Source organism: Acinetobacter sp. BIGb0102, assembly GCF_003815055.1.
GTDB lineage: Bacteria > Pseudomonadota > Gammaproteobacteria > Pseudomonadales > Moraxellaceae > Acinetobacter > Acinetobacter vivianii.
Map to the genome: position 1 here is coordinate 65018 of NZ_RKQE01000017.1, position 12802 is coordinate 77819.

The window sequence follows — 12802 nt, forward strand, 5'->3', positions numbered from 1 at the left end:
TTTTAAAGTTAATGAAATAAAACGATCGCCTTTTGTAAAGTAAACCAAATGCCTGCCAGCAAAGGTAGACCAACAACCAGCCAAGCCAGTACCACAGTAATTGTCTTGGAAGGTGCATGCGCTACATCATGATTCAGGTTTAAATCTTGCGGTAATTTCTCATGTGCCAGAGCCTTCTCAGCAGCCAATTCAGCCTCTGTCATGTATTTATCGTCATCAACTGGTTTGACCATTAAATTGAGTACAAATCCAATCGCTAGCATAGCCGCCAAAATATACATCGTCGTATCATAAGATTGCGCTTGAGCCACGCCATGCGCCAGTTGATAATCTCGAATATTGGTAATCAGTAAGGTTCCCAATACACCAGCTACAGACCATGCGGTCAGCAAACGTCCATGAATTGCCCCGACCATTTGTGTACCAAAAATATCCGCCAGATAAGCAGGTACTGTGGCAAATCCTCCGCCATACATTGACAGAATGACGCAGAAAGCTAAAACGAATAAAGGTAAATTTTCGGCATGGGCCAGTTGTGGAATCGAAACGTATAATAAGAAACCTAAGGCTAGAAAAATGAAATAGGTATTTTTACGACCAATAAAATCCGATGCAGATGCCCAGAAGAAACGTCCACCAATATTAAACAATGACAGTAAACCAGTGAAACCCGCAGCAAAGGTCGCAATCTGCATTTTTTGTTCTGTGTTTAATTCATTGATACCGATCTCTAAACCGATCAGACGTCCACCAAACACTTCCTGCAACAACGGAGAAGCCATCGCTAAAATGCCAATACCTGCCGAAACATTTAAGCACAGTACGCCCCAAATCAGCCAAAACTGCTTGGTTTTCCATGCCTTATTTAAATGCACATGACGACTGGTGACCAGAGCATTGGCTTGGGTTGCTGCTGGCTGCCAACCACTCGGTTTCCAGTTTGAAGGCGGAATCCGATAACCGAATGCGCCTCCCATCATAAAAACAAAATAAACAGCGGCCAATACCAGAAAGGTTTGCCATACCCCCATAGAAATATCGGTCGAGAAGAACTTCATCAACTGATCCGCGAGCGGTGCACCAATCATGGCGCCGCCACCAAAACCCATAATGGCAAGACCTGTTGCTAAACCTCGACGATCTGGGAACCACTTAATCAGGGTAGATACAGGTGAAATATAACCGAGCCCAAGCCCAATCCCCCCTATTCCACCGCCCAGCCACAATAGCCACAACTGATGCGTATATACACCTAGCGCAGCCAAGATCAAGCCACCTGCCCAACAAAATGCTGCAACCACACCCGCCTTACGCGGTCCTGCATGTTCAAGCCAGCCACCAAACAAAAATGCGGATGAGCCTAAAAATACAAAAAATAAGGTGTACATGATGCTTAGAGTAGACACACTCCAGTCACAGGTCGTAGTGAACAGTTGTTCAAGCAAACCTATATTTTTACATTCAATCGGCGCATCAATTCCCAAGGCTTTTGATAATGGCAACCAAAATACGGAAAAACCATATGCCATACCAATACTGAGATGAATTGCCAGTGCGGCAGGAGGAAGAAGCCAACGATTATAGCCCGCGTGGGCAATCGTCCGCTCCTTGGCCAAAAGTGAAAGTTGTCGTTCCATGTACAGTCTCCATGCCTTCACGGTTAAAGAGAGGCAAGCTTTTTTAGTTTTCGTTCCGGCAGCGGCTAAAGCTTATTCTTAAGCTCTGTACGATGTCGTTATGTTTGGGTAAAGACCAACCTACCGATTGTGCATAACATCTATGATTTTGATCAAACAGCTTTTACCAATAAAAAATAAAGAAATAATTTAATAATTTTAAAAAATCCTGTGTCATGCACAGGATTTATTGCTCTACTCTGCAAAAATGGCTTGCCAATAGTGATAGGTTTTCTCTTCGCCATTCTCTAGCTTAAATTCATACGACATCTGACGCGTTTCAGCAATTTCAAATTCAACAGGATGTTTGAATAAACCACCCGCATAAGCAAAGCTATGATATTCGCCATTTTCACCACAGATATCCACATCCTCTGGCATACGCTCAATCAAAGCTGCATCAATATCTTGCCCGATAAAGGATTCATCAAGTTTGCTAGCATCCGTCACAATGATTTTGGTTTTAATCCCTGAATCTAAAAACTCCTGCATCACCTCAGCCGAATTCAGGTTCCAGATCGGCTCAACCACTTCAATGCCTAAAGGATGCAAACGATCTTCACGATATTGACGTACATCGCTCAAGTAAATATCGCCAAAGATAAAATGTTCAACGCCTTGTGCTTTAAAGTGATTGGCAGCATCCAGCATGCGTTGTTCATATACCGGAAGGTTCTTTGGTAAGAACACAGGATAGAGCGGAATACCAATACTCTCCGCCTGCTTTTCTAGCAGCCGATGTGGAATCGCATGCATCGAAGATAACTCGGTTTCTTCATTGACTGTGGTTAATAAGGCGATGACCTCAAACTCATTTTGTTGTAAGACCTTATACAAGGCCAAAGCAGAGTCTTTACCACCGCTCCAGTTAAAAACGGCTTTTTTACGGCGATCTTCTGTCATTTCTTCCTACCCTTTAAATATGATGGCCGGCTGTTTACGTCATGATGTCAGTCAGTTAAATAATCCCAACAGTAAAGTTAAGCCAGCAAAAATCCACATCACATGAGGTAAAAATTTTGGTGCCTTTTTAATCATGATCGGTAGGGCGATCAGACTGACTAAAAAGCTAATAGGTGCAGTTAACATGAAAAAGAAGATTGCGGCATAGCCTCTTTTCCCTTCAAAATCCGTCATATTAAATGTGAATAACCAACTTAATATTGCACCAACAGAAATACTGGCAGTCAATGCCAGCAATACATAAATAATGATCGCTGTTATGGATACTCGCTGGCTTGAAGATGACTGAGATAAGTTTTGATTATCTTCCACTTATACTTCCTTTAAAAATAACAACACTCACGCTCATTTTACTTTCATTTTACGAATCATTTTATAGAGCAAGCTTGGTGATAAACGAGAAACCAGCACGCCCAGTTGTTCTTTTTTCCCACCAACCACAATGTACTGATCCCCTGCCATCAATGACTCCACCACACGCTCAGCAAATACATCGGCATCTAAACCATTTTCAATTGCTTCATCTTGATGGCCTTGCGGTTTACCTTCGCCATTTAATGCATTGAATGAGACATTGGTTTTTACAAACCCTGGAAAGACCACAGAAACTTCCACACCGTCATTCGATACTTCAGCACGCAAGCTATTGGCCCACATGTGAATGGCTGCTTTTGCTGCTGAATAAGTGGCACGATATTGCGTACCGAGTAAGCCTGCAACACTGGATACAAACACCACACGGCCTGATTTTTGTTTCAGGAAAGTCGGCAATACCGTCTTGGTAAAGAACACTTGCGAAAAGTAATCAACTTCCATAATGGCGCGTTCAGTATGCATAGTCGTGTCCTGAATCAAGGCGCGTTGACTCAAACCTGCATTATTGATCAACCAATCAATCCGCCCTTTACTTGACAGAACCTGTTCATGCGCATGGCGAACCTGAGCTTCATCGGTAATATCAGCAGCAATTGAAAGATGCTGTTCTGGCTTGAGTAAGCCCACGCGTACCGCTTCCAGCTCATCGTAACGGCGTGAAGTCAAAACCACCTGTGCACCTTGTAATGCACATTCACGTGCCAGTGCTTTGCCTAAACCCGAAGAGGCACCCGTAATCCAGACCACTTTATTTTCAAGACTTTTCAGTTTTGCCATTTTTATATCCTGCCTATGCTGAATGGCGCATAAATTTGAGGAAGTAATCCACATACGTTGCAGCCAGTTGCTGATCAATCTGGGTACTTAATTTTTCCAAACGTTTATATCCCAGATGCGTGGTCATATTGATCACGCCATTTAAGGTTTTATCGACCACAAAATTGAACTTTAAACATTTTTTCGGTTCACGAATCAAGTGGTCCACACCCGTATCAATTACTTCGGTGAGTAATTTAAGTGAATTTGAAATTTCATTATGATCGCCATTGGCCAGTTTTTGACTAGATGCCTTGACCTGCTCTGCCAACGGTTGCTTGACAGGATAAGTCATATAAATGGTTTCATCTTCGATCTGTAAGGTTTTTGAAAGATATTCAACTAGAGGAATTAAACGATCATTGCCAAAAAATGAAATCGACCACGGCATATATTTACGAATCGCCTCCAGAATTTGCTGAATCACTTTTTCGGATTCACCTGTTTGCGAATATTGTTTATTTTCTTGTAATAGAACGATAAAAACCTGTTCAACGACTTCACAAGCCATCTCGGACAAGACGCCCCCTAAAGCGCTAGCCTGACTTTCTTTATTTCCTTGTAATAATTGCGTTCGAATATGCGCAAACCTTGCGTAAGTGTCCGCATGAATATTTAAAAAAACGGCGGTGTTCATTCTAATAACCCTAATTGTTAGATTCCATAAAAAAGAGCTTGTTAAACAAGCCCTTTTATCAAATCTATTTTTCTATCATTTTTGGCGTTGTACCCGCCGAATTTATCACACTCTATTCTGTATCAACATGCATAAATGCTAAAAAATGGTTCACACAATCAGTTGCAGCATTGCTATCAACCTGATTGCTCATTTTTTCCAGACGTTTATAACTGAGATGGGCGGTCATATTAATCACGCCATTCAGGGTTTTATCCACCACCATATTAAAGTTGAGGCATTTTTTCGGTTCGCGGATCAGGTTGGTCACACCCAAATCGACAATCTGGATCAGAGTCTGGAAGACATCCACCATGTCACTAATTTCATTATTCTTGAGTCTTGTCACCAAAGCATGTGCCTGTTGTACCAAATGCCGATCGATCGGATAAGATACATAGACCTGCTCATCATGATACTTGATCATATTGGAAAAATAATTAGCAAAGGGACATAAGCGTTCATTGCCAAATAAAGCAATCGACCAAGGCATATATTTACGTACAGCACCAATGATTTGCTGGATGACTTTTTCAGATTCAGCCGTATATTTTTGCGTGATCTGGGTCGGCTGGCGATTCTGGATGAGTAAGACTGAAAAAACTTGCTCAACAATATCACAGGCAATTTCAGATAGGACTTCACCCAGCATTCGTGCCTGACTTTCCGTTGTCCCCGCATTCAGTTGCTGGCGAATCGTTTCAAACTGTCCATGCGTAACTTCATTAATCTTCAATAGAATTGAATAACTCATGACCATCATCCCTTTTTAGTTTTCGCATTTTTGTATTGTTATTTTATGCAGCAATATCTTTTAGTTATGTGATGCATTACACATAAATTTAATCTTATTTGTTTAAAAATCCAACGCCTTTCATCGGTTTTATGAGAAAAAATCAAAACTTATAAGTGCCTTATCCGGATTCAGCCCATCTTGAATCAATTAGTGGCATCATCGGTAAAAAAGCCGAATACCTCCTCACATAACAACTGGAATAAACCGTAATTGATACATTATTTGAGCGGCTTTACTGAATCAGCGATGGCATGTTGAAAGACCTACAGAAGCGAGGATTTTTTGCTACAATAGATGCAATTTTTTATTCAATTTTAATCTTCTGTACTATGACTGACGCTCAATCTGCTCAAAATATTGCAACCACTTATGATCCAACCGAGATCGAAAAGAAGTGGTATCAAATCTGGGAACAACAAGGTTACTTCAAGCCATCAGGTCAAGGTGAATCATTCTGTATCATGATTCCGCCGCCGAACGTCACGGGTAGCTTGCACATGGGTCATGGCTTTAACAATGCCATCATGGATGCCCTCACTCGCTACAACCGTATGATGGGTAAAAATACCCTATGGCAACCTGGTACTGACCATGCAGGTATTGCAACGCAGATGGTGGTAGAACGTCAGTTGGGTGCGCAAAACATCAGCCGTCATGACTTGGGCCGTGAAAAGTTCATCGAAAAAATCTGGGAATGGAAAGAACAATCAGGCGGTACCATTACCCGTCAGATTCGTCGTCTAGGCTCGTCTGTAGACTGGTCACGCGAACGTTTCACGATGGACGAAGGTTTATCGAATGCGGTGAAAGAAGTTTTCGTAAAACTGCATGAAGATGGCTTAATTTACCGTGGTAAACGTTTGGTTAACTGGGATCCGAAACTACAAACTGCCCTGTCTGACCTCGAAGTTGAGTCTGATAAAGAAGAAGCAGGTTCATTGTGGCACTTCAAATATTTCTTTGAAGACAAATCACTCCGTACCCACGATGGTAAAGATCATATCGTTGTGGCAACCACACGTCCTGAAACATTATTGGGTGATACTGCTGTCGCGGTTGCACTGGATGATGAACGTTATTCACATCTTGTGGGTCAGAACATTATCCTGCCAATTACCGGTCGTGCTGTTCCAATCGTTAAAGACGAATATGTTGATAAAGAATTCGGTACTGGCTGTGTAAAAATCACGCCTGCACACGACTTCAATGACTATGAAGTGGGTAAGCGTTGTGAATTGCCAATCATCAATATCTTTAATAAAAATGCAGAAGTTTTGGCTGAGTTTGAATACATTGCCAAAGCAGGCGAACAGATTTCTAAAACGATTGCTGCACCAGCAGACTATATCGGCTTAGAACGTTTTGAAGCGCGTAAGAAACTGGTTGAACAAGCAGAAGCTGAAGGTTGGTTAGACCAGATCCAGCCTTATACCTTGAAGCCACCTCGCGGTGACCGTTCTGGTGTGATCATTGAGCCATTATTAACGGACCAATGGTATGTGAAAATTGCGCCATTGGCAGAGCCTGCAATCGAAGCCGTAAAAGATGGGCGCATCAAGTTCGTTCCAGAGCAATACAGCAACATGTACATGGCATGGATGAACAACATTCAGGACTGGTGTATTTCACGTCAGTTGTGGTGGGGTCACCGTATTCCAGCTTGGTACGATGCTGAAGGCAATGTATATGTAGGTCGTGACGAAGCTGAAGTTCGTGCCAAAAATAACATCCCAGCAGATACTGCATTGAACCAAGATGAAGATGTATTGGATACATGGTTCTCATCTGCGCTCTGGACATTCTCAACCTTAGGTTGGACGGGTGATGCAGAGAAAGATGCTGCCAATGATTTCCTCAAAACCTTCCACCCGACTGATGTTTTGGTGACGGGTTTTGACATCATCTTCTTCTGGGTTGCGCGTATGATCATGATGACCCTGCACTTCATGAAAAATGAAGATGGTTCATCACAGATTCCATTCAAGACTGTTTACGTTCACGGCTTGGTACGTGATGGTGAAGGTCAGAAGATGTCTAAGTCTAAAGGTAACGTGCTTGACCCACTCGACCTGATTGACGGTATCGATCTTGAAAGCCTTGTTGCAAAACGTACAACAGGTTTGATGAATCCGAAACAAGCAGCGAAGATTGAGAAATCAACGCGTAAAGAATTCCCGGAAGGTATTCAGGCTTACGGTACAGATGCGGTTCGTTTTACCTTCTGTGCGCTTGCTAACACGGGTCGTGACATCAAGTTCGATATGAAGCGTGTTGAAGGATACCGTAACTTCTGTAACAAGATCTGGAACGCGACCCGTTTCGTGTTGATGAATGTTGAAGGACAAACCGTTGGTCAAGAAGCACGTCCTGATCTTTGGGAACTTCCTGAACAATGGATCATGAGCCGTCTGCAAAAAGCAGAAGCTGCGGTTCATCAGGCATTCGCCACTTATCGTTTAGACCTTGCTGCGCAAGCGATCTATGACTTTATCTGGAATGAATACTGTGACTGGTACGTTGAGTTAACCAAACCGGTTCTGAACGATGCCGATGTCTCAGAAGAGCGTAAAGCCGAAGTTCGCCGTGTGTTACTTGCGGTGATGGAAGCCTCTTTACGTTTGGCTCATCCATTGATGCCATATTTGACGGAAGAAATCTGGCAAACGCTTGCGCCAATGTTAGGCAAAGGCGGTGCAACGATTATGACTGCGCAATACCCTGTTCCAGATCAAGCGAAGGTGAATGATCAAGCTGAAGCTGATATGCAGTGGTTACAAGGTCTGATTGGTGCTGTACGTAATATCCGTGGTGAAATGGGCTTAGGTAATGCGCGTTTATTACCAGTATTATTGCAAAACACTTCTGATGCTGAACGTGAGCAAATCACGCGTATCGAAGCGTTATTTAAAGCATTGGCGAAAGTTGAAAGCATTACTTTCTTGGCACAAGGCGAAGAACCACCGCTTTCTTCTTCAAGTGTTGTAGGCCATGCGTCTGTATTTGTACCAATGAAAGGCTTGATTGATCCGAAAGCCGAATTGGGTCGTTTGCAGAAGGACTTGGATAAAGTTCAAAAGCAACATGATCAAATTGCCAATAAGCTTTCAAATGAAGGTTTTGTTGCTAAAGCACCAGCAGCGGTTGTTGAAGGTGAAAAAGTGAAATTGGCAGAGTTTGCTGATCAGTTAGTGAAAATTAAGCAAAGTATGGAACAGATTGCTGCGCTTTAATCTTTAAAGGCTACAATTCAATCCGTAATAAAAGGGCTGATTATTCAGCCCTTTTTTTATTAAAAAATAAATTCAAGTTTTAAGCTCTAAGATTCCTTTCAAGTTGCGAAATGTTGCCCTATAGCTAATATGTGGTATTCCCTCTCCTTTTAGGAGAGGGTTAGGGAGAGGTCTTATTAGAAAGCGCACAACATTTATTCCATAAATCATCCAAAACTCTCTCAGTATTTTTTAAAATCTCATGATTCCAATACCGCACCACGCTTAAATCCAAAGCCTCTAAAAACTTAGTTCGTTCAACATCATATTCAATCGCATCATTTGTACCATGCTGACTACCATCTAGTTCAATCACTAAACCCAACTCATGACAGTAAAAATCCACAATATATGGGGCAATCACATGCTGTCTGCGAAATTTCAGATTCATAAATCGTTTAGCCCGAAGTACTTGCCACATTAGATTTTCAGCATCAGTCGCATTACTGCGCATGGCTTTAGCGAATTCTAATAATTGTGGGTCTAGTTTCATTTATTATTTTTTACCTCTCCCTAGCCCTCTCCTACAAGGAGAGGGAATGTTCATTATAAATTTTATGCAAGTACATAATCACTTGTAACTCCCTCTCCCTATGGGAGAGGGTTGGGGTGAGGGTAACTTATAAAACCCCATGCCCCAACAACATCTTTACTCCACTCACCTTCTTCATATGCTTTAAACGCTCTTTTTCCCACTTCAACTGCTGCTTTAACTCAGCGCAATCCGTATCTATCGCTTTATACACATCACTAATATGCAGATGCTCAGCTTTGACTTTCTTCCCCAACTGAAAAGAATCCAGAATTTCTTCAATTTGATGTTCCAATTGCTGACTTTGTGCATCTAAAGCCAGTTTATAAAACTTCACTTGCTCTGCCGATAACTCTTTAGCGCCTACCCCTTTATTCTGTTCCAACTGTAATTGAAGTTTCAGTAAATAAAACAAATCCTGCTGTTCATAGGCCTGACTCGCTTGCTGGAATAACTCAGTTTTTTCTTCTTTCTTGGTCTCATCTTGCTCACGGTCAGGATGAATCATCGCAGCAATTTTTAAATAAACCGTTTTCAGCGACTGCGCAGCCATTTGCTCAGCTTGTTCTCGTTTTTGCTGCTGACGAAGTTGTTTAGCCTGTTCCCTTGCCTGTTGTTGCTCGGCCGCATATTGCTCAAAGTCATCTTGTTCTAATGTTGCATCCTGATCAGAATTTTCATCTTGTTCAAATCTTATTGGCTGTACCTTCTTATTCTTTTTAAGCGATTGCTGGGCATGTTGCTGATAAAAAGTATCAATCTGCTTGACCAGCGTTAACTGTTCATCCTTCAACATCTTGGAACGCTTTAGCATCTGTGCAAGCTGAGCAATTTTTTCATCCAGTTGCTGCATATCGGCTTTGGAAAACTCATGCTGCTGCAACAAATTCCAAAGCTGATCTAACTGCTGAAACAAGACTTCATGCAATTCGCTATACACAGGCATCAGCTTTTGCCGTGTGTGTTGTTGAATCTCGGCTTGGGCATTTTGCCATGTAGCAAGACTGATTTTTTGCTGTTCTATTTGATCAATCAGGCGATTCAGCTTTTTCTGCTGTGCAGACGGTTTAGCCCTTTGTTTTAAACTGACTTTAAGATCAAAAGACATCACACATCCGCCTGAAATAAAAAAGTGTAGCAATAATCAGACGGCGAAAGTAGCGCGCTCGAATATAATCAGCTCTATAAAGAATAAAGCCGCCCAATGGAGCGGCTTATTCAATCAGATTAACGGATTACTGTGCGGTATAACCACCATCCATCACCACAGCCTGCCCTGTGATTCCTGCGCCTTTGCTGCTGGCAAGGAAAATCGCATAATCAGCAATTTCCTCCACGCTGAGTAAACGCTTCTGTGGCACCATCGCTAAAATTACATCTTCCAGAGCACTTTCCAGACTCACATTACGGGTTTTCGCCAAGTCGGCAATTTGCCCACGTACCAACGGTGTATCGACATAACCTGGGCATAATGCATTTACGGTAAGCCCGTCACGTGCACATTCCAAAGCTGCCACTTTAGTCAAACCAATCACTCCATGCTTGGCACTGTTATAACCAGCCTTACCCGCAAAGCCAATCAAGCCATTGATCGAAGACATATTGATAATCCGACCATATTTTTGTGCTTTCATAATCGGAAACGCATGTTTAATTCCGATAAATGCCCCTGTCAGCATCACCTGTACCAGTTTCTGATAAATATCCGTTGAGAAATCTTCAATTGCCGCAACATGCTGAAAACCCGCATTATTGATTAGGATATCCAGACGACCGAAACTTTGCATGGTCAAGTCAATTGCCGCTTTATACGCCTGTTCATCGGTCACATCACAAGGCGCGGACAACGCTTCAAAACCTTGCTGGTTTAACTGCTCAACCGCTTGCTGGCATTTCTCGGCATTAACATCAGAAATCACCACTTTCGCACCTTCCTGAGCAAATTTTTTCGCAATTTCTAAACCAATGCCACTGGCTGAACCGGTAATAAATGCCACTTTGGCTTCGAGTTGTTGAGTCACGGTACTACTCCTGTTCTTGATGATCTGTATCGCTCGCCAATCAATATGGGCAAGCTCAAATTAAAATTCGTCTTAGACAATACCGAACCATGTAAATGCAGCAATCACCACAAATACCGCTAAGGTCTTAATCACGGTCACTGCAAAAATATCTTTATAGGATTGTTTATGGGTTAAGCCTGTCACTGCGAGTAAGGTAATCACGGCACCATTATGTGGAAGCGTATCCATACCACCTGACGCCATCGCTACCACGCGATGCATTACTTCGGGTGGAATGCCCGCAGCCACAATGGCAGCGTTATAGGTCTCTGCCATCGCACTTAGGGCAATACTCATCCCGCCAGAAGCCGAACCTGTAATCCCTGCCAGCACAGTCGTCGTTACCGCACCATTCACCAACGGATTAGTAAAGGTTGTACCAAGTGCATGACTGATCAAAGCAAAGCCCGGCAATGCCGCAATGATCGCACCGAAACCATATTCAGAAGCGGTATTCATCACTGCCAGCAATGACCCACCAATACTGGCATTTACACCTTCTTTAAAGTTGGTCACCACGCGCTGATAATCAAACAAGATCGCCGCAATAATCCCGACGATCAAGGCCAAACCAACTGCCCAGATTGCGCCTGTTTTTGCCACATCCACGCTGTAATTCGCTAAACCAATTGCATTAAAATCAAAACCATTCGGATACCATTCTTTAATTGCCGTAGACAGATAACGGTTCATGACCGCAACCAGAATCAACGGAACAAAGGCCATACATTGACGTAATGCTGTACCATGCGTCGGAGTTGATGCCTCAACATCGGCAGTCGCTGGCGTGACTTTATCCTCAGCAGCAAATCCCGCATAACCCTCGCCTGCACGCGCCGCAGCTTTACGACGTGACTCCAGATAGAGAAGCCCCATACCCAAGACGAAGATCGCTCCGATCACACCCAAAAACGGTGCAGCATAAATATTGGTACCAAAAAATGTGGTTGGAATCACGTTCTGAATTTGTGGTGTACCCGGCAGTGCATCCATGGTGAATGTAAATGCGCCTAAGGCAATCGTGCCCGGAATTAAACGTTTTGGAATATTGGCCTGTTGGAACAACTGATTGGCAAATGGATAAATCGCAAATACCGCCACAAATAGGCTAACACCGCTATACGTCAGAATTGCACCGAGTAAAACCACGGTTAAAATCGCTTTTTTAGCACCAATCCAGTTCACAATGGTACGGGCAATGGACTCGGCAATCCCTGACATTTCCACCACTTTGCCAAAGATCGCACCCAGCAAGAACACCAAGAAATAGTCTTTGATAAAATTAACCATCTTTGGCATAAAAACGCCTGAATAAAACGGCAGCACATTGGCAGGGTTAATCAGAAAAACCGCCAACAATGCGCACAACGGCGCCATCAAAATCACGGAAAAGCCACGATAGGCGGTGTACATCAACAAGCCCAAAGACAGCAGAATGACAAATAAGTCCCACATATTCTTTTACTCCATTTTCAAGAATATATGTCAGGGTCAACCAAATATTTTTTTTATACTGTGGTGGTTATCCTAACCATAAAAATTTTAATACTGCCTACTACAGCACATAAATTACAATAAAGACGCGCACTAAAAACGTATTTTAAAATAGCATTAAAATCATAAAAAACAACATCAT

The 12802-nt window shown here is 42.6% G+C and carries 11 protein-coding genes; 1 reads left to right on the forward strand and 10 read right to left on the reverse strand.

All coding sequences use genetic code 11. From position 1 onward, the window contains the following. Positions 1-8: 8 nt before the first annotated feature. The 6 genes from EC846_RS16845 to EC846_RS16870 all read right to left on the reverse strand — a co-directional run bounded on the left by EC846_RS16845 (position 9) and on the right by EC846_RS16870 (position 5260). Positions 9-1637: an OFA family MFS transporter gene (locus EC846_RS16845; RefSeq protein WP_123775844.1), complete on the reverse strand. Its 1629-nt coding sequence runs from the start codon at positions 1635-1637 to the stop codon at positions 9-11. 234 nt (positions 1638-1871) lie between these two features. Next, on the reverse strand, positions 1872-2579 hold the full coding sequence (locus EC846_RS16850; protein ID WP_123775845.1) for a diphthine--ammonia ligase: 708 nt from the start codon (positions 2577-2579) through the stop codon (positions 1872-1874). 51 nt (positions 2580-2630) lie between these two features. Continuing rightward, entirely contained in the window at positions 2631-2951 is a 321-nt protein-coding gene (locus tag EC846_RS16855) for a hypothetical protein (protein WP_123775846.1), read from the reverse strand. 33 nt (positions 2952-2984) lie between these two features. After that, a complete protein-coding gene (locus EC846_RS16860) occupies positions 2985-3791 on the reverse strand; it encodes an SDR family NAD(P)-dependent oxidoreductase (RefSeq protein WP_123775847.1) in 807 nt (268 codons plus the stop codon). 13 nt (positions 3792-3804) lie between these two features. Further along, complete coding sequence (locus EC846_RS16865; protein ID WP_123775848.1) at positions 3805-4467, reverse strand: hypothetical protein; 663 nt, start codon at positions 4465-4467, stop codon at positions 3805-3807. Between the two features lie 112 nt (positions 4468-4579). After that, positions 4580-5260, reverse strand: coding sequence for a hypothetical protein (locus tag EC846_RS16870; protein ID WP_005259250.1), 681 nt, complete (start codon positions 5258-5260; stop codon positions 4580-4582). A gap of 371 nt (positions 5261-5631) precedes the next feature. Here EC846_RS16870 and EC846_RS16875 point away from each other — a divergent pair, with 371 nt between their 5' ends. Then, positions 5632-8532, forward strand: a complete 2901-nt coding sequence (locus EC846_RS16875) for a valine--tRNA ligase (RefSeq protein WP_123775849.1) — start codon at positions 5632-5634, stop codon at positions 8530-8532. Positions 8533-8692: 160 nt separating this feature from the next. Here EC846_RS16875 and EC846_RS16880 read toward each other — a convergent pair whose 3' ends face one another. The 4 genes from EC846_RS16880 to EC846_RS16895 all read right to left on the reverse strand — a co-directional run bounded on the left by EC846_RS16880 (position 8693) and on the right by EC846_RS16895 (position 12621). After that, positions 8693-9064 carry an endonuclease domain-containing protein gene (locus EC846_RS16880; RefSeq protein ID WP_004775235.1) on the reverse strand — a complete coding sequence of 124 codons (372 nt, stop codon included), beginning with the start codon at positions 9062-9064 and terminating at the stop codon, positions 8693-8695. Between the two features lie 127 nt (positions 9065-9191). After that, entirely contained in the window at positions 9192-10211 is a 1020-nt protein-coding gene (locus EC846_RS16885) for a molecular chaperone DnaJ (protein ID WP_123775850.1), read from the reverse strand. Between the two features lie 127 nt (positions 10212-10338). After that, entirely contained in the window at positions 10339-11124 is a 786-nt protein-coding gene (locus EC846_RS16890) for a 3-hydroxybutyrate dehydrogenase (RefSeq protein WP_123775851.1), read from the reverse strand. A gap of 72 nt (positions 11125-11196) precedes the next feature. Further along, positions 11197-12621, reverse strand: a complete 1425-nt coding sequence (locus EC846_RS16895; protein ID WP_123775852.1) for a GntP family permease — start codon at positions 12619-12621, stop codon at positions 11197-11199. Positions 12622-12802 lie beyond the last annotated feature (181 nt).

Bases quoted from the DNA above. Each gene is read 5' to 3' on its own strand.
- EC846_RS16870 (WP_005259250.1), bottom strand. From the start codon at position 5,260: ATGAGTTATTCAATTCTATTGAAGATTAATGAAGTTACGCATGGACAG.
- EC846_RS16850 (WP_123775845.1), bottom strand. From the start codon at position 2,579: ATGACAGAAGATCGCCGTAAAAAAGCCGTTTTTAACTGGAGCGGTGGT.
- EC846_RS16860 (WP_123775847.1), bottom strand. From the start codon at position 3,791: ATGGCAAAACTGAAAAGTCTTGAAAATAAAGTGGTCTGGATTACGGGT.
- EC846_RS16875 (WP_123775849.1), top strand. From the start codon at position 5,632: ATGACTGACGCTCAATCTGCTCAAAATATTGCAACCACTTATGATCCA.
- EC846_RS16895 (WP_123775852.1), bottom strand. From the start codon at position 12,621: ATGTGGGACTTATTTGTCATTCTGCTGTCTTTGGGCTTGTTGATGTAC.
- EC846_RS16880 (WP_004775235.1), bottom strand. From the start codon at position 9,064: ATGAAACTAGACCCACAATTATTAGAATTCGCTAAAGCCATGCGCAGT.
- EC846_RS16865 (WP_123775848.1), bottom strand. From the start codon at position 4,467: ATGAACACCGCCGTTTTTTTAAATATTCATGCGGACACTTACGCAAGG.
- EC846_RS16885 (WP_123775850.1), bottom strand. From the start codon at position 10,211: ATGTCTTTTGATCTTAAAGTCAGTTTAAAACAAAGGGCTAAACCGTCT.
- EC846_RS16845 (WP_123775844.1), bottom strand. From the start codon at position 1,637: ATGGAACGACAACTTTCACTTTTGGCCAAGGAGCGGACGATTGCCCAC.